A 17,797-nucleotide genomic window follows, 5' to 3' on the forward strand; every position below is an offset into this window, starting at 1 on the left:
TCGTGAAGAACGTCACGCACAGGCAGTCGAATCCTTTCGGGATGGATCCCGGTTGCCCCGAGTTCGTCCCGGGATACGGCGACGCGAACGCGCACTTCCACGTCATCGGCGACCACCCCGGCGTCCACGGCGGTACCGACACCGGGTTTCCGTTCACGGGGACGAAAGCGAGCGAGCGCCTCCAGCGTGCATTGCTCGAGGCGGGCCTGCTCGAGGCGACCGGGACGCCCCCGACGGTCGACCGGACGTACTTCTCGTATCTTCACATGTGCGTCCACGAAACGGAGCCGGACAGGGCTGACTACGCCGATCTGGAGCGGTTTTTCGATTCGGAGCTGCGAGCGATCACCGCCCACGTCCTCCTGCCGGTCGGTCGGCGAGCAACCGAGTACGTGTTCGCCAACTACTCGGCACGCAACGGCCAGGTAGATATGGACGCCTTGCACGCGAGCGAGGTTCAGGGGGCTGGCTGGCTGATCTATCCCATCAAAGACACCAGCGAATGGACTGACGACGACGAACGGGCGCTGACCGACGCACTGATCGCACTCCAGGAACGCGATTACCGGCAGGAAGTCGATCTCGGACGGTTCATCCCCGGCGGAGATCCGTATCGGGTGAGGTAGCAAGCTACTTGAGCGGTCCCTTCATCCATTCGAGTATGACTTTCACACGTCGTCGGGGAGCGAATGCGACACGGGGACGCGTCTGCAGTGAGGTGGTTGCATGAATCCGAGCCGCGTCGATTCACTGGTCGATCTGATATACGGGCTGCTGATTGCCCTGTCAGTGGGGTCGATTCTGATCGCCGACACCAACGTCGGGCTGGCGTTCGGGTTCGGTGTGCTGGTATCCTACATCGTTCACGTCGTCTGGAAGATGGCCCGGTTCGATCCCGACTGGATGACCACGACGGTCAAAGAGACCGTCCAGGAAACTGTCGACGAAACGGTCGGCGAGACCGTCGAACAGCAAGTTGGCGAGACTGTCGAACAGCAGGTCGGCGAAACCGTCGAGGAGACTGTCGGCGAGACTGTCGAACAGCAGGTCGGTGAGAGCGTCGAAGCAGCTATGGACGAGACTGTCGAGCAATCGGTCGAAGCGGCCGTCGACGAGACGGTCGAAAAGAAGGTCGGCGAGACCGTCGAGCAGTCGGTCGAAGACGCTGTCAGCGAAACGGTCGAACAACAGGTCGAAGAGAAGACCGAGCAACAGGTCGAAGAGACCGTCGAGGAGAAAGTAGAGGAGAAGACCGAACAGAAAGTCGACGAGACCGTCGAGGAGAAGATGGACGAGACTGTCGAAGAGAAAGTCGACGAAACCGTCGAGGAGAAAGTAGAGGAGAAAGTCAAAGAAAAAATCGACGACGAAGAGGCGTCAGAAGAGTAGGGCTGCGAGCGTTTGTCTACGAAGACCAGAACACGAACTATTTGACGCTCTCGCTACGAGCACACGTATGGTCGAATTCCTGCTCGCAATCGGCATGCTCGTCGCGGTATTCGTCGGATACAATATCGGGGGCTCGACGACTGGACCGGCTTTCGGTCCGGCTGTCGGTGCCGGAGCCATCTCGAAGACGGGTGCGGCCGGGCTGATGTCGATCTTTTTCTTCGTCGGTGCGTGGACGATCGGCCGGAACGTCGTCGAGACGCTCGGATCGGACCTGGTCACCCGTACCGGCGTTTTCACGCTGGAAACGAGTATCGGCGTGCTGTTTTTCATCGGGCTCGCGCTGTTCGTCGGAAACGTCTTCGGCGTGCCGGCCTCGACGTCGATGACTGCGGTCGGGGCCATCGCCGGACTGGGCGTCGCGACGGGATCGCTGAACCTGGAAGTCATGGGCGCGATCGCGATCTGGTGGATCGTCGCGCCGGTGCTCGGGTTCTGGGTATCACTGATTATCGGCCGGTACTTCTACGCCCGGATCAACGAGGCGATCGCGATGGACCGCTCTACGGGGCCGCTGATCGAGGTCGATCGTTCCGGTGCCGTCCCCACCCCGCGCCCCCACGACACGACGAACCGTCGCGAGCTGATCGGCGTCGTGACGGTCGTCGCCATCGGCTGTCTCATGGCGTTCAGTTCCGGGACCTCGAACATCGCCAACGCCGTCGCGCCGCTGGTCGGCAGTGACTCCCTGGAGATGAACCGAGCGATCCTCCTCGGGAGCGCTGCCGTCGCAATCGGGACGTTCACGATCGCCCGGCGAACCCTGGAGACGATGGGCAGCGACATCACCGAACTCCCGCTGACGGCTGCCATCGTCGTCGCGTCCGTCAGTTCGGCGCTGGTGGTTTTCCTCTCGGTGATCGGGATCCCCGCGAGTTTCGTCGTGATCGCCACGGTCTCGATCATCGGACTGGGCTGGGGCCGAGCGACGCGTCCGGTGACGCTACCGGAGGCGGTCACCGGCGACGAGACGCCGCCGGTCTCCGTCGACGCGCTCGCCGAGGATGAACCCGGCCAGTCGCTCCCGGACATCGGCGAGGAAGAAACGGCCATCCCCAGCGCCACGGACCTGTTCGATCCGGCGACGACGGCGCGCGTCGTTCTGCTGCAGAACGTCGTCCCGGTGATCGCGACGATCGGCGCGTATCTGACCTTCGAGTTCGTCCCCGTCTTCGGGCTCTAGGCCTCGCCGTAGACCGGGATCGAGGCGCCGCTGGTGACACCCGCCGCGTCGCTACAGAGGAACTGGACGACCTGGGCGATCTCGCGCGGTTCGACCCACGCGTCGTGGTCGGCATCGGGCATCATCTCGCGGTTCATCGGCGTGTCGATCACGCTCGGCAAGACTGCGTTGGCCCGAACGCCCTCCTCGTTTTCTTCCGCGAGCGTCTCGGTCAGCAGTTTGACGCCCGCCTTCGAGGCGCGGTAGACGCCGTCGCCCTCGCCACCTTCGAGCGCTGAGCGTGCCGAGACACTGACAATTGCCCCGACGCCCTCGCGCAAGTGCGAGAGCGCGTGTTTCGAGGCGAGAAACATCGTCTTGAGGTTGACGTCCATCAGGAACTCGAAGGTCTCGACGTCCGTTTCGTCGATCGGGGTCCCGCCACGCCAGGTCCCGGCGACGTTGGCCAGGTAATCGATCCCGCCGTGGTCGGCGACGACCGCCTCGACAGTTTCGCTCACTTGCGTCTCGTCGACGAAATCGGCCTGATAGACGTCGATCCGCTCGTGGTCGGGATCAAGCAGGAAGTCTTCACTTTCGGGCTCGACAATGTCGACGGCCGCAACGGTCGCCCCTGACTCCGCGAAGGCCGTCGCGATCGCACTCCCCAGCGCGCCGCCAGCGCCGGTCACGAGCATCACTGAATCGCTGAAATCGAACTCGACTGACATCGGTGACTGTTCTCAAGGGCCGAGCGTGAATAAAACATGGTCCACGTTCGCCCTCCGACCCGAGAACGGCTCCAAAGCCCTATTGTCACCCCGGCCGTGGCTACCGATATGCGCTGTATCGCCCATCGCGGATTCGCAGGGCTCTATCCCGAGAACACGCTGACAGCCATCCGTCAGGCCGCCGACCGAGCGGACATGATCGAAGTCGACGTTCGACAGTGCCGCTCGGGTGATCCGGTCGTCATCCACGACGAGACCGTCGATCGAGTGACCGACTCGACCGGGGCCGTGGCCGATATCTCGCTGGCAACGCTGCAGTCGATGGACGTGCTCGGCACCGGCGAAGGCGTTCCCTCGCTGGAAGCAGTGTTGCGAACTGTACCCGACGACGTCGGGCTCAACATCGAACTCAAAGAGCGCGATCTCGTCGAGCGGGTGCTCGAACTCGTCGACGAATTCGAGACCGAGATATTGCTGTCCTCGTTCGACGTCGAGACGCTCGCGGCCGCACGCGACACCGATCCGTCAGTCGATCGCGCGTTGCTGGTCGATTCTTCCTCTGAGGCGGCCATCGAACGGGCGGCGAGCCTGGATTGCGCCGCGATCCACCCCCACTGGCGACTGGTCGATTTCGCGCTGCTAGAGCGTGCTCACCGTTCCGGGCTGGCGGTCAACGTCTGGCCGATCAGCGACCCGGAACGGACAGTGGAGTACGAGAAGATGGGCGCTGACGGCGTTATCGTCGACGAACCTGCTGCCTGTCGATAGCGCTGCTCGCGGATCAAGTCCGCATCCCCCGGAGGTTCTGCCGGAGTTTGATCGTCGACGTCATCAGCGTCGTCGCGGTCATGATCACCAGCACGACCTGGACGTGCAGCACGATCACGCGATCGAGTCCCGCGAACACGGCCAGTTCCGCGATCGAGATCAGCGCCGCGAACAACAGGACCGGAAGCAGATGTCGAAGCAGCGTCTCAAGCAGCGTTCCGCGGACTCGCGTCCGGTCCAGCTGTCGCTGTCCGAACCGATACCCGTACAGCAAAAAGACGAGACCGCCGGCCCCCACCACCCCAGCGGTCCCCCGGCGGTGCTCCGGTAACGCGAGAAGTCCGACCGTAATCAGTCCGACGGCCGCCAGAAACAGCACTGTCACCGACGTATCAGCCTCCAGTCGTCGCCCCGTTCCCGTACTGGCGGCGTCGATCTCCCGCAGTGCGAGCGCCAGGACGAGCGCAAACAACAGGGCGGCTCCACTTGCCATCTCCAGCAACCAGTCCAGAAACAGGACGATCCGGCCGATCCCGAGCAGTCCGTATCCCGCGGCGACCGCGCCGACGAGCAGCAGATAGCCCCACAGCGTCGTCTGCGTGTCGTCGCTGACGCGGCCGTTCCAGTAGGCGTATAGCGCGAATCGGACGCCGAGAGCCGCCAACAGGAAAAACGCGATGAACGCGATGAACGTGAGGTTCGGGTTGTTCGCCAGTTCGTTGAGACCGATCAGATCAGCCATTATATCCGCTCCCGGGCGTCGAGGAGATCCTGTTTGAACGCGATCGCGGTCTCGTAGCGCGTCAGCTTCTGCCGGTCGAGCGCCTTCGAGACGACGCCGTCAAGTTCGGCGGGACTGTCAGCGATCGCGGACGGCGGCGTCGGTCGAGTATCGCCGGGAACCTGCGCACGCACCTCGTCGTATGCGCCGTCATACGGTGGCTCACTGGTCAGTAGATAATAGAGAACGGCTCCGAGGTGATAGACATCCGTCGCCTGATCGATCCCGCCGAAGGAAGCGTCGAAGTATTCCGGCGCGGCGAAGCGCGGATCCAGACACCTCGAGGGATGAACAAACTGCCGATACACGGGTAACAGGCCGACGTTGTCGAGCCTGGTTCGACGCCCGGCTTCGGTTTCGAGTTCGACAGCGACGCTCCCGGGATCGATCCCGCCGTGGATGACGCCTTGCTGGTGGATCTTCGCGAGCCCATCGGCGAGTCGTGCGACGGTCCCGACGGCTTCGGAGACGTTCCAGGCCGGCATGTCAGCCGCAAGCGTCAGCTCGACGTGCTGTGTCGCCCCCCACGGCTCCGGTCGGGAGCCCCCGTCGTACAGCGAAACGACGTGTTCGTGGTCGATCTGGCCCCACTGCTCGATCGCGGCTTCGAGTTGCGACCGGAACCGTTCGCGACCCGCGGCCGGTTCGTGAAACAGCCGAAGCGAAACCGCCTCTTCGCTGCCCGCTCGTGTCGCCAGCACGCGATACTTGTCTGCGTACCGTCCGGCCGTCTGTCCCGTCATCAGCATCAACCGGTCGAACATGCTTCGTTCGACGATCGCGTCGACCCGCTCGTAGAGGCGGTTGACTCGCTGGCGAGGGGTCTCATCGGGCTCGGACGATCCCGCCGGCCCTGCAGACCGTTCGTCTGTCTCTTCCGGGGACTCGCCCCCGGACGTGGATCGCTCGTCGGGTCGTTCGTCAGTCGGACCATAGACGAGACCCGCTCCCGGTGTCGTACCCTCGCCGGGACGGCGCACCCGTCCGACGCCGTCCCGGTGCGTTTCGGCCGGCTGGAAATAGCCGCTCCGAACAAAGCCGCCCTGGCGGGTGTACTTGAGCGGCTCCGACTCGCGCTCTTCGCGAAGCTGCTGTAAGACGTCGTCGACACGCTCGGGGAACTGCGTCACGAGATATTCGAACGCCAGGATCGTCTCCGGCCGCGAGGTGTCGTCGTCAAGGCGGTCGACCAGTCGCCGAACGGCGTATTCGACGCTTGCGGGATCGTCGCTGGCAATCAGACAGATCCCGCAGGCTGCCCCGATGCGGACGGTCCTATCGTCGCTATCGAGACTGCCAAACAGGCGCGGCAGGGATTGCTGGCCCCGGTCGGCATCACCGATGATGTCCGCGAGCACTGCACGCACGCCCTCACTGTCAGCACCCGACATTGCTGTGGTAAGTGTTATGATACTATTCGGTCCCGGGTAATGATAGTACCGGCTCTGTCAGTTGCTCTCAGCCACGACGGTCGTCTATCGGTTCGTGTTATCACCGATGAAAATCGAGGGCCTGCATTTTACTATCACTGGCCGAACGTTACGGCGATGCAACCATCGAAACGGTCGCTTCTTCCTGCAGCCGTTCGACAGAGTTACGCGATGCGCCTGGGTATGGCGCTTGCGTTTTCAGTGGCAGTGATCGTCGCGTTCGGTGGCGTAATCAGCGCCCAGACGAGTGCGCAACTGCAGGACGACGTCGAGGGGGAGCTAACAGCACAGTCGAATACCGAGGCACGCCAGATTGACACCTGGCTGCGCTCGGTCGAGAGCGACATCCGGACGACCTCACAGCTACCCGTCTACGCCAGCGGGGATACTGACCAAATAAAACAGCATCTCGACGAGTTGATCGCAACGGACCAGGTCCCCGAAGACGTCGTCGCAGTACACTACCTCGATACCGCGACGATGGAGTTCCCGACGAGTTCGGCCGACGGGATGATCGGCGTCGACGCCGAAGCGCAGGGTGCACCGTTCGCGACTGATCCACCGTCGTTCGACGGGACAGACGACGTCGTCGTGACCGAGCCGTTCTCCGTGCCGATCGTCGATCACCCGATCATTGCTGCGATCACACCGATCGATGGCACCGAGGACCGGGCGCTGGTGTACATGATAGATCTCTCGGCCCACGCAGATCGGATCGCACAGAACGCCGACGAAACACAAACAGTCGTCGTGGATCAGCAGGGACGGTATGCGGCTCATCCCAACGGGAGTAAACTCCTCACCGAATACACTGCCACCGGGAGCGATATCGGGTCACTGGGCCCCGGCGAGAACACGTTCGTCTCCGGTGACGAGACGATTATGAGCGCCACGCAACTCGAGACGATCGACTGGACGGTACTGGTCCACGCGGATCGCGACGACGCCTACGCACTGGTCGATCAGATCAACGCCGATCTGCTCGCGCTGGTCTTGCTGGCGGTGATCAATCTGGGGCTCGTCGGCGTGACCATCGGCAGCAATACGATCACGTCGCTGCGTCGGCTGACCGCCCGGGCCGAAGAGATGGCGGACGGCGACCTCGAGGTCGACCTCCGGACGACTCGCGAGGACGAGTTCGGATCGCTGTACCAGTCGTTCGCGGACATGCGAGACTCGCTACGGGAGAACATCGCCGAAGCCGAAGCGGCACGCGAAGACGCCGAACAGGCCAAGCGTGAGGCCGAACAGGCCAGACAGGAGGCCGAAAACGAACGCGCCGAGATGGAAGCGATGACGTCCCATCTCACGTCGAAGGCCGGCGAATACGAGTCCGTGCTCGATCGGGCCGCCGACGGCGACCTGACGGGCCGAGTCGAGCCACAGAGCGAGAGCGAAGCGATGGAGCGAGTCGGCAAGCGGATCAACGCGACGCTCGACTCGCTCGAACGGATCGTCTCGGACGTCGAATCGTTCTCCGCGGACGTGCTCTCGGCGTCCGACCAGGTCCAGCGAAACGCGGACGAAGTCAGCGACGCCAGCCAGCAGGTCACCAGTTCGATCGACGAGATATTCGAGGGTGCGCGCAAGCAGAGCGAGCGTCTCCAGAACGCCTCCGGGGAGATGGAGAACCTCTCTGCGACCGCCGAAGAGGTCGCCTCCTCCGCACAGGAAGTCGCAGAAACGTCCCAGGCTGCCGCGGAAGCCGGCGAGGAAGGCCGAGAGGCCGCCACGAAAGCCATCGAGGAGATGAACGCCATCGAGGCCGAAACCGAGGAGATGGTCGAAGAGATCAACGCCCTGGACGACGACCTCGACGAGATCAACGACATCATCAACGTGATCACCGAGATCGTCGAGCAGACGAACATGCTGGCGCTGAACGCCTCCATTGAGGCCGCCCACGCCGACGGCCAGGGCGACGGATTCGCCGTCGTCGCCGACGAGATCAAGAGCCTCGCCGAGGAGACCAAAGCGGCCGCCGGCGACATCGAACAGCGCATCGAGCGCATCCAGAGCCAGGCTGGCGAGACCGTCGAAACGATGGAGTCGACCAGCGAGCGGATCACCGACGGCGTCGAGACCGTCACCGAGACTGTCGACGCGCTGGAGACGATTGTCGAACGAACAGAAGACGCCGACGCCGGCATCCAGGAGATCGACGATGCGACCGCCGAACAGGCCCGGACCGCACAGGAGGTCATGCAGACGATCGACGACCTCTCGGCGATCAGCCAGCAGACCACCCAGGAAGCGGACACGGTCGCGGCGGCCGCGGACGATCAGGAGCGGGCTATCTCGGAGGTGTCTGACTCCGCCAGCGATCTGCGTCAGCGAGCAGCTGACCTCGAACAGCTACTCGAACGCTTCACCGTCGAGACGGCCGCCTCGACTGCTCCGACCGGAGAAACCGCGGCCACGGACGACTAACCATGGATCTGACACTCACCACCTGGTTCGCGCTCGGCACCGTCGGCATGGCAGCGGGAACGATCGCACTCGCCATGGGGTACACGCGCCTGTCTGATCCCCATCGGCTCCCGTTTCTCGATCTGGTCGCCGTCACGGCGATCGCGACGGTCGCATACGGGCTGATGGCACTGGACATCGGCGCGGTGACCAGCGCCCGCGGCGCGACGCTGTACGTGCCCAGGTACGTCGACTGGCTGTTGACGACGCCGCTGCACGTCATCTACATCGGCTGGCTGGCCGGCGCCGACCGATCGACGCTCGGCAAACTCGCCGGACTCCAGGCGGCGACGATCGTGCTCGGTTTCGCGGGCGGGATGGTCGCTTCACCGCTGAACCTGGTGCTGTTCGCCGCCGGTTCTGTCGTCTTCGCGGTGCTGGTGTACCTGCTGTACACCGACATCAGCGATCTGGCCCACGAGTGCGACGACATGACGCTGGCGCTGTACCGGACGCTGCGGAACTTCGTCGTCGTGCTCTGGCTGATCTACCCGATTATCTGGCTCCTCGGTGGCCCCGGGTTCGGATTCATGGACACCGAAACCGCCTCGCTCGTGGTCACCTACATCGACATCGTCGCGAAGGTCGGGTTCGGTCTGATCGCCTACTCGACGCTGCGTGACATCGAATTCCTCCAGACGTCCGAAACCGACGCGATGGCGACCTCGGCGGACTAGGCCACGAATCGAGAGTTGTCTTCCGCTCCTCGTGTTGCGTCGTCAGAAAGTAGCGGGAGGTGGATTTGAACCACGTGGACTTCGGTCGCTCTGCTCCCTCGTCCCCAGGTTCAAATCACCGTGACCGATGCTTGCCGCTCACGGTTTTGTGAACGGCAAAACATAGCGGGAGGTGGATTTGAACCACCGATCTGCGGGTTATGAGCCCGCCGGAATCTCCTGGCTATCCCATCCCGCTACCGGATCATAATTCAGCACTACGATTAAGGGTTGTGATTCGAATGCCGTCCGTGACTTTCTACCGTGGTCCAGACTGCCCACGGTGACAGGGTTATGGACACGCTCAGTTCTCTTGTATCGACATCCAGTGACTCGCCTGCGTAGTCATCGGCCCGTGAGGGATCCTACCGACCGATCAGACGCCGGTCGTCTCGGCCGTCGCATCCGCGTATCCCCGACCGAAGAGGTAGTACATGACGATCTGGGCGTAGAACAACACCAGGAAGCCGACGAGGATCACGGTGAGCAACCCACCGACGATGCTGAGCGCGATCCCGACCACGATGGCGACGAGCACGGCCACGAAGAAGTCAGCGTTGAACCCGATCCGCGCGACCGTCCCGACTTCGAAAGCCGCGCCGAGACTGCCCGTGACCGCCAGACGAACCTGCGCGACGACGGTGAGGTACGCGACCAGCAGGAAGATCGGAAGCATGACCAGGACGACCAAGACTGTCAAGAGGCTGAACCCGGCAGCGATACCCGTACTCCCGCCGGCCGCCGACAGCGCTGCCCCTCCCGCGAGCACAGACACGAAAAGCGTGAGGACGATCGCCGGAACGATTCCGTAGACGAACGCCACGAGGAACGCCTTCAGACCGTCGACCAGGAGCGTAACCCAGTCGTCGAACGAGGGTGCTCCGTCCCGGCCCTCGGCGCTATCTCGGGCGACGCTGAGCAGGTAGCCCTGGATGATGAGCCCGGGTATCACTAGAAACGAGAGCAACGACAGCACCGCACCGATGATGACCGTCGTCAGCCAGTCGTCGCTGTTGCGCGGGAATTCAAGTGCGTCTTCGATCATGGACTAATCAACAGCGCGATGATAAATAAAGGCGGTGCCCTCGAGAAGGGACTAACCACGACAGCCGATAGCGACCAGCCACGACGGCCGACAGTATCACTCGACCAGCCATGACGGCCGACAGTATCACTCGACCATCCGGCTGCCGCCAGGGGGCAGGAACTCCTGGATCAGGTCCGGGCTGGCGACTTTCCGGACGAAGGTCTCGTCGGCGAACCGCTCTTTGAACTCCCGATAGAGGCGCTTCGCGATGTCGTTCTGGGCGTACTGACCCGGCTCGACCTCGATGCTGGTCTCCGCCCGCGGGTCGATGGCACTCGGCGGCCCCCCGATCACCCGCGTCTCCGGTTCACAGGTGATCCCGACTGCCACGCCGACGGGCGTGTCCTCGTAGTAGGTCCGATCGCCGCGAATCGCGAAGCTCCCCTTCTCCAGGTACTCCCCGCTCTCGGGCGTCTTGGTCACCTGATCGTGCTCGACCACGTACACGTCTGCGGCGTACTTGCCGTCCTTCCAGACCGTCGAATACGAGACCGCGAACTGCGCGGCCTCCTCGCGGCTGGTCTCGGGGATCTCGATGTCTTCGTCCGGGCTCTCGCTCGGTCCGGTCGCTTTCAGGATCGTCGCCGGGGCACCGTGGGCCTGCGTGTGGAAGAACAGATCGCCGCGATCGAGGTACTTCTTGACGAGTTCCTCGTTCTGGTCGGCGTTTCGCCCGCCGATCACCAGGAAGTCGTCGCTCGTGTGGAACCACCTGAAACGCTCGTACCACTGCTCTGTCTGGCGGATCGGAATCGACGATCGGGCGAGCCAGTCGACGTCTTGCTCGTCTTTCTCGTCTTCCTCGTCCGCGTCCTCGTCGTCCGCCGTCTCCCAGGCTTCCCGTTCGGCTTTGACCTCTTCGAGGCGGTCCCGGGTGTCTTCGATCGCCGCTTTGGCACCCTCTTTCTTCTCCTCGATGCGTTTTGCCTCGGTGTAGAGCCGATCGGCGTTCTTCTCGACGCCCTCAGAGACCTCAAGCGTGATCCGGGTGCCGTCCACGTTGACTGTCACCGTGCCCTCGCTACCATCGATGTCGATCACGGCTTCCGCGGCGTCGATACCCTGCTCGGCTCCCGCCGCCAGCGTCGCCTCGATGTCCTCCCAGGAGCGATCTTCCTCGCGGGCGCCTCGGATCGTCGAGAGCACCTCGTCGACCAGGTCGTAGTTAGCATAGAGGAGTTCGGCCTTCTCGCGCTCGGCCTCGGCCTCCTGTTCGAAGTCCTCGATCGCCTGCTGTTGTTGCTGGATGATCCGCTTCTGTTTCTCGATCTCGCTCTCGAAGTCCGGCCGCTGTCGGCCGCTCCCGCTCTCGCCGCGGTCGTCGTGATCGGCGTTGACGTTCGCGAAGTAATCGTCGAGCGCCTCGTTGAACGTCTCGAAGACCTCGCTCTCCCGGTCGGCGTACTCCTCCAGGGGGAACGGTGTCACGTCCACGCGAACCCGCTCGTCGCCGTCGGATTCATAATAAACGCGAGCGTCCAGATCGCCTTCGCCGAGCCGTCGTGACAGGGACTCGATCTCCCGATAGAGGGCCTCGAACTCCGACTCGTCGGTGCCGTCGATGTCCTGGTTGTAGGGGACGCCCGCCCGAGTACACAGTTCCTCGCCGTACAGCCCGCCGAAGTTCAGCTGAGTCGCCAGCGTCCGGACGACGTCGCTGTCGGACTGTCGCATCCGATCGGTGAACGTCTCGTAATCGACGGTGAGCGGATTGAACCGGGCCGAGGGATACTCGTAGTGTGAGCCGGGCACGACGGTCCGGGACTTCAGCCGTACCGTCTCCAGACAGTCGACGACGTCGTCGTTCTCGTCGAGGACCGCCACGTTGCCGTCGCCGAACAGCTCCGCGACGACGGTCGTCGAGTCGGCCTCTCGTTCGAATCGCAACTTGAGGATGCGATCGAACTCGAACTGCTCGACGGCCTCGAGCGTCGCCCCGGACAGCCGATTACGAAGCATCATCGCGAAGTTCGGCGGCCGCTCCGGCGCCTGCGGAACGTTCTCCTTGTCGGCGACGTGCGCGCGCTTGTTCTCGCCGACTTCGATCAGCAGCTCGGTCCGCCCCCGGTCGTAGTCGCTCATACGAAACCGCAGCAGCTCCTCCTCGGGATAGAGATAGACCTTGTCGACGTGCGCGCCGCGGTACTGACCGAGTTCACCGGCCAGCGCCGCGATGTCGACGCTCGTCAGCTCCCGCTTTTCGTCCATACCTGCATCTGTCGGGGCTCGCAGAAAGACGTGACGTTCACGGCCGAGCGGACGGGTTCATACGGACTATTGTACCGATTTACCGCTCCGACCGCCCCGCAGTCGATGTGGAAGGGACGTACAGTGAACTACCCCACCCTGCTCGCGCTGACGTCTTCTCGCGGGCTTTGCCCGCTCGAATGGTCCGAGGCGCTTTGCGCCTCGCTACGCTCGCTGAGGGTGGGGCTTCCTGCTTCCACGACGCGCTTTGCAGGAACAACCGCAGTCCCCGCAGGGAGCGCAGTCTCCACAGGCGTGCCTTCGGTGTGACCCACTCCTAGGTCGGTAAGTCCGCGAGAAAGAATGTTCCACGCTGCGTTTGCGTCTCTGTCGGCCTCGAAGCCACAGGCCGGACAGGAGTGCTCACGCACCCACAGCGGCTTGTCGGTTTCGACGCCACACTGAGCGCACTCTTTGGTGGTGCCTTCGGGTTTAACTTCCACGAAGTGCGTCCTTTCCCGCTCGCACTTCGTTTCGAGCACATCGGTGAAGGTATTCCATGCTGCCGAGGCCGTGTTGCGGCTGTTACGCGGCGATTCCAGCATCCCTTTCACGTCGAGGTTTTCGACCGCCACCAGTTCGTACTCCCGAGCGTAGTAGTTCGAGAGTTTGTGCAGGAAATCACGCCGCTTGCGCTTGATATCGAGATGGCACGCAGCGACACGCCGACGTTGGTTCTCCCAGTTGTTCGACTCGTACTCTTTGCGTGAGAGTTTCCGCTGCTCCCGTTCAAGCCTGTCGCGTTCTTCCGAGAGGTCGAGTGACTCGACTGCTGTGCCGTCTGTATCGTGGGCATACTTCAGAATCCCCACGTCAATACCGACCATCTCGTCAGTGTCAATATCCTCCAGTGATGGCTTGGCTGGCGGTTCTGTGTCCATCTCGATGCCGAAGATAGCGAACCACTCGCCGGTTTTCTCTTTTTTGAGCGTGACTTGTTTGACTGTGGCGTCCTCGGGCAGTGGTCGGTGGAGTTGGATGGGAATGTCTGCGAGTTTCGACAGCGACAACACGGTCTGACCACTCTTCTTGTCGAGTTCGAAGCCAGACTGGTTGTAGGTGAAACTGCGGAACTCCCGAGGTGATTGCCACCGAAGTTCACCAACCTTGTAGCCCTGTTCTTTGAGCTTCCCGAGTGCGTTGATGTTTTTCGCAATCCGCATGACTGTGGGCTGGAGAACCTTCGAGTACACGTCGGTGAGTGCGTCCCACCAGTCTTTGAGGGCGGGAAGCTCGTCACGGATTGTCCGCACACGCTGTTTGACGGTGCCCTCATCTTCGGGAATCTGGTTGAAGCGGTACAGGGCGTGGTTGTAGAGTTGTCTACAGGTATCGCGGTGGTAGTCCAGCGTCTCACGCTGGCTTTCGGTCGGCTTGAGGCGATACCTGTAGTTGTAGTTCATGGGCTATGAGTCGCGTTCTTCGATAAGTTCATCCAGTTGTTCTTGGACGAACGAGGAGAGATTCAGGTGGTTCTCCTGAATCCATTCTTCTTGGTCTTCTCGGATGGTGATTGTCTTCCGTTTCACCGTATGCATACTATACGTTTGATGCTTAATATATGCTTGGATTGCGTGGGCCTGCAACAATCACGGTGTCTGAAAAACGAAGACGGCGTTGACGAATCGCGGAGCGATTCGTTCGCACACCAGAAATCTTCGATTTCTGGGGACGCTGTATCCCCTCCCTACTGCGTCCTCAGAACGCGAAGCGTTCTGATGTGCGAACGAGAGCTTCGCTCTCGTTAACGCTCCTTGTCCGCTTGCGCGGACTGCGGTGTCGTCCGAAAATCTTCGATTTTCGGGATCACGAGAATCGAAGATTCTCGAACGACTCCTTGAGGGAGGGGGCTTAGCGCCTGCTATCAGCTAATCCGTATCACAGCCGATCGAGCAGCTCACGATAGACCTGCCTCGCGTCGGTCGTGATCGGGGCTCCGTGTCCTACTCCGAGCACCTCGAACGGCGGTGCCCGGGACCAGAACTCGGCGATACTCTCCCTGAGCTCGTTCATATCGTAGCTGTCCAGCCAGACCGGAGGCCTGAGACGACCACCGCGCTCCCAGACGAGATCACCCACGAACGCCGCACCGTCGTTGTGGACGTACGCGACGTGTCCGGGGTTGTGGCCCGGCGTGTCGAACGCGGTGAAGTTGCCGATCCGCTCGCCGTCCCTGACAGGGCGAACGTCGTCGGCAGCGATCGGAAAGAACAGCCGGACGACTCGATGAAACAGGCCCTTGTGGTGCAGCAGCGGCGGATCGAACGCGCCGGTCGAGAGGTCGTAATCGCGACGGCCGATGTAAACCTGGCCGTCGAACGAGGGCGCGAGTCGACCCAGCCCTGTCGTGTGATCGAGATCGTAGTGGGTGAGCAAGACGCGATCGATGTCGGACGGTTCGTACCCTGCGTCGGCGAGTTCCGACTGCAGTGACGGACAGTTGATCCACAGCCCGGTGTCGATCAGCGTGACCGTCCCGTCGTCGATCAGATAGCTGTTCGTGTTCACCGGCCGAACGAGCCCGACGTCCAGAAACCACACGCCAGGCTGGAGTTGCTCGGCCATAGGCGAAGTTCGACCCGCCCGGACAAATACCTCCCGACGTCGACACTCGGCAGTTGTCGGGAGCGACTACAGATCGAAACTCGCGGCGAGCAGGTCCTCGCGTTGCTGCCCGTAGACGTGGGTGTCGCCGCCGACGACGTCGACCGTCACCTGCGCGGGCGCGAACAGCTCCGTCGAGAGGTCTTCGAACGCCCAGTCGACCGACTCGAAGATCGTCTCGAACGGCTCTCCGTACGCGTCGGAGGCGGTCGAAACCACTTCGTCGAATCGATCGAACGACTCCGAGACGACCAGATGAACCTGTCCGCCGTAGGCGAGTGCGTCGGTCGTTCGGGCCATCGCAGTTGCCTCCTCGTCCGCGACCGGTGCGATCGGAGCCGACGCCGACGCCGAGAGCACGTCGAGCGGATCGTATCCCAGCTCCGACAGGCGAAACACAGCCAGTTCGGCCGCTCTGGCGGCCGAGGTGACGCTCCCCGTCAGACTCGCGGTCGCGTACGTCGGCAGGAACACGCCGCTCTCGGGGACGCCGGTGCGATCCGCGACCTCCGAGACGACCGCCTCGTCGGGCAGCGTCTCGGTTTCCAGGGCCAACACCGCGAACTCGAAGTCGTCCTGGTAGCCGAGTCGGTCGAACGCTGCCTCTTCGGCGACCAGCGCGCGGGCCGGACCACTACCCAATCCCTCGAAGTCCCCGACGCTGAGTTCCCAGCCGGCCTTCTGTGAGCCCAGCAGCGCGAGCCCGGGGTAGTCCGTCGAGAGTTCGACGTGCGTCCGGGGCGCCCCCTCGATCTCGCGAAGCGTCGTGTCGAGCGTCGCCAGCCCGGCGGTCTGGATCTCCGCGAGCATCAGCCCGGCTTCGATCCCGCCGGGAACGTGCACGCCAAAGTCGAGTACTGTCGCATCCGAATCGAGCTGCTGAACGGCGATCGCGAGTTCGTCGGCGAAGTCGATAGCTTCGTCGACCAGCTCGGTCGCCATCCGATTGAGCGGATCCATGTTCGGTCGGTCGCCCGGGAGAGACATACGGCTTACCCTCCGCGCGTCGCCAGCGTCAGGAACGTCGTGGGTGCGTCGCCGTCACGGCTCGTCTTCGAGCTGTGAGATGGTGTTCGACACCAGTGTCGTGATACCGCGGCGAAGGCGTTCGGTCACGGCCTGATCGGAGATGTCGAACTCCACACCGAGTTCCTTCGTCGAGATGCCCCGTGGCAGCGAGTAGTACCCGTGCTCGACGGCGTGGGCCAGCGTTTCCCGCTGTGGCGATGTCAGCCCGTACCACGGTCCGGCGTCGGGTTTCGTCGGATTGTATATCCGGTCGATCGTCACGTCCAGATTCTGCTCGAGGTAGAACTCCTGAAACTCCGACAGTGTCTCGTGTGAGGGAAACCGGAGTTCGAACCCCCAGCGATCCGCGCTCCCGGCCGCCTCCAGGAGTACGATGTCGTCTTCCAGAATCGTCCTGAAGAGAGTGTCTTCCGATGGATCCCATTCGAGCGCGTACAGGGTCTCTCCATCGTGGGTATTGAGCGGACGAATGTCGGAAACTGTCGGGTGTTTGCGGACGCTCTGTACGAACTCGTCTCGAACATCGTGTCTGACGCGGACGAACGGGGTAGGCCGTCCTCCCAGCGGCACCATCGTCTCGAGCGTGACCCGCCCGGGCCCTTCGATGCTGAGGATTCGTCCCAACTCGAACGCCTCGGACGGGACCGTTAGCTCGACGATGACTGTCATCGGATACTAGTCGTTTCACAGCCTAGTCGTTAAAGACTGTCTCGTTCTGCCAGCTGGTTGGCCGTTTCTGCTTGGTGTACCAGGCTTTCCGCCACTACTATCTGCCGTGGGTTCCTCTGTGCTGGTAGGCCTTCGGTGAGGGTGGCGCGAACCGCCACTACTCGGGTTGCGCCTGGAACAAACCTATGACATCTAATCCGACATTTGACGGCGAGATCGAGAGTCCGGCCGACTTCGAGGCCGCTCTCCACTCCCTATTGGTCGCGGCTCTGGAGAACGGCGTCAATCCAGGTGGCTCGTGGGAATACCGCAGTGACGGGCTCCCGTCTGACTGGGAAGTCATAGTCACAGAACTCCGTTCTCGCGACAAGGGGCGATAAAGGCCCTGATAGACAATTCATAACAGGAATTTTTTCTGTCGCTGATGACCCCATATGGTGGGGCCCGAGAGCGCACAGCCGGGTTCGGAGCGACCGGACGGTATCCCTCGGAGGTCATCGAGGGGATCAGATCACACGCCATCTTCGTGCTCGATCCGGATGGGATCGTTTCGGCGTGGTCCGCGTCCGCGCGAGCGCTCTACAGACGGGGCAGGCCGAGTGCCTCGGGGTCGTTCGGAAATCGAAGATTTCCGTGCTGACGAGACGCTTCGTGT

At 62.6% G+C, this 17,797-nt stretch carries 16 protein-coding genes and 1 tRNA gene; 7 read left to right on the forward strand and 10 right to left on the reverse strand.

Annotated features, from left to right (window positions below; genetic code table 11):
• Positions 1–2 precede the first annotated feature (2 nt).
• From OB916_RS09600 to OB916_RS09610, 3 genes are all read left to right on the forward strand, one after another.
• Positions 3–626 (forward strand): uracil-DNA glycosylase family protein, encoded by a 624-nt coding sequence (locus tag OB916_RS09600; RefSeq protein ID WP_315909108.1) that lies wholly within the window; start codon positions 3–5, stop codon positions 624–626.
• Positions 627–726: 100 nt separating this feature from the next.
• Positions 727–1,389, forward strand: a complete 663-nt coding sequence (locus OB916_RS09605; protein WP_315909075.1) for a hypothetical protein — start codon at positions 727–729, stop codon at positions 1,387–1,389.
• Positions 1,390–1,456: 67 nt separating this feature from the next.
• Positions 1,457–2,632, forward strand: a complete 1,176-nt coding sequence (locus OB916_RS09610; protein WP_315909076.1) for an inorganic phosphate transporter — start codon at positions 1,457–1,459, stop codon at positions 2,630–2,632.
• On the opposite strand, the gene OB916_RS09615 is transcribed toward OB916_RS09610, so the two are convergent.
• Positions 2,629–3,342, reverse strand: a complete 714-nt coding sequence (locus OB916_RS09615; RefSeq protein WP_315909077.1) for an SDR family oxidoreductase — start codon at positions 3,340–3,342, stop codon at positions 2,629–2,631. The two genes, OB916_RS09610 and OB916_RS09615, sit on opposite strands and share 4 nt — an antisense overlap.
• A gap of 108 nt (positions 3,343–3,450) precedes the next feature.
• On the opposite strand from OB916_RS09615, the gene OB916_RS09620 reads away from it, so the two are divergent.
• On the forward strand, positions 3,451–4,110 hold the full coding sequence (locus tag OB916_RS09620) for a glycerophosphodiester phosphodiesterase (protein WP_315909078.1): 660 nt from the start codon (positions 3,451–3,453) through the stop codon (positions 4,108–4,110).
• Between the two features lie 13 nt (positions 4,111–4,123).
• Here the strand turns inward: OB916_RS09620 and OB916_RS09625 are convergent, their stop codons facing one another.
• Both OB916_RS09625 and OB916_RS09630 read right to left on the reverse strand, forming a co-directional pair.
• A complete protein-coding gene (locus OB916_RS09625) occupies positions 4,124–4,852 on the reverse strand; it encodes a hypothetical protein (protein ID WP_315909079.1) in 729 nt (242 codons plus the stop codon).
• A complete protein-coding gene (locus tag OB916_RS09630) occupies positions 4,852–6,282 on the reverse strand; it encodes a serine/threonine protein kinase (protein ID WP_315909080.1) in 1,431 nt (476 codons plus the stop codon). Before OB916_RS09630 ends, OB916_RS09625 begins: the two co-directional genes overlap by 1 nt.
• Before the next feature lie 156 nt (positions 6,283–6,438).
• On the opposite strand from OB916_RS09630, the gene OB916_RS09635 reads away from it, so the two are divergent.
• Together OB916_RS09635 and OB916_RS09640 are read left to right on the forward strand one after the other, a co-directional pair.
• Positions 6,439–8,751, forward strand: a complete 2,313-nt coding sequence (locus OB916_RS09635) for a methyl-accepting chemotaxis protein (RefSeq protein ID WP_390884072.1) — start codon at positions 6,439–6,441, stop codon at positions 8,749–8,751.
• A 2-nt stretch (positions 8,752–8,753) separates the two neighbouring features.
• Positions 8,754–9,467, forward strand: a complete 714-nt coding sequence (locus OB916_RS09640; RefSeq protein WP_315909081.1) for a bacteriorhodopsin — start codon at positions 8,754–8,756, stop codon at positions 9,465–9,467.
• Positions 9,468–9,630: 163 nt separating this feature from the next.
• On the opposite strand, the gene OB916_RS09645 is transcribed toward OB916_RS09640, so the two are convergent.
• The 7 genes from OB916_RS09645 to OB916_RS09675 all read right to left on the reverse strand — a co-directional run bounded on the left by OB916_RS09645 (position 9,631) and on the right by OB916_RS09675 (position 17,142).
• Positions 9,631–9,705: transfer RNA gene (locus OB916_RS09645), tRNA-Met, on the reverse strand.
• A gap of 177 nt (positions 9,706–9,882) precedes the next feature.
• Entirely contained in the window at positions 9,883–10,551 is a 669-nt protein-coding gene (locus tag OB916_RS09650; protein ID WP_315909082.1) for a DUF4013 domain-containing protein, read from the reverse strand.
• 126 nt (positions 10,552–10,677) lie between these two features.
• Positions 10,678–12,801: a ribosome rescue protein RqcH gene (rqcH, locus tag OB916_RS09655; RefSeq protein ID WP_315909083.1), complete on the reverse strand. Its 2,124-nt coding sequence runs from the start codon at positions 12,799–12,801 to the stop codon at positions 10,678–10,680.
• Positions 12,802–12,929: 128 nt separating this feature from the next.
• Positions 12,930–14,243 carry an RNA-guided endonuclease InsQ/TnpB family protein gene (locus OB916_RS09660; RefSeq protein ID WP_315909084.1) on the reverse strand — a complete coding sequence of 438 codons (1,314 nt, stop codon included), beginning with the start codon at positions 14,241–14,243 and terminating at the stop codon, positions 12,930–12,932.
• Between the two features lie 475 nt (positions 14,244–14,718).
• A complete protein-coding gene (locus OB916_RS09665; RefSeq protein WP_315909085.1) occupies positions 14,719–15,405 on the reverse strand; it encodes an MBL fold metallo-hydrolase in 687 nt (228 codons plus the stop codon).
• A gap of 66 nt (positions 15,406–15,471) precedes the next feature.
• Positions 15,472–16,404 carry a methenyltetrahydromethanopterin cyclohydrolase gene (gene mch / locus OB916_RS09670; protein ID WP_315909086.1) on the reverse strand — a complete coding sequence of 311 codons (933 nt, stop codon included), beginning with the start codon at positions 16,402–16,404 and terminating at the stop codon, positions 15,472–15,474.
• Between the two features lie 81 nt (positions 16,405–16,485).
• Entirely contained in the window at positions 16,486–17,142 is a 657-nt protein-coding gene (locus OB916_RS09675) for a helix-turn-helix domain-containing protein (protein WP_315909087.1), read from the reverse strand.
• 185 nt (positions 17,143–17,327) lie between these two features.
• Between OB916_RS09675 and OB916_RS09680 the strand changes: the two genes are divergently transcribed.
• Positions 17,328–17,522: a hypothetical protein gene (locus OB916_RS09680; protein WP_315909088.1), complete on the forward strand. Its 195-nt coding sequence runs from the start codon at positions 17,328–17,330 to the stop codon at positions 17,520–17,522.
• Positions 17,523–17,797 lie beyond the last annotated feature (275 nt).

This window comes from Halapricum hydrolyticum, assembly GCF_025517535.1.
GTDB lineage: Archaea > Halobacteriota > Halobacteria > Halobacteriales > Haloarculaceae > Halapricum > Halapricum hydrolyticum.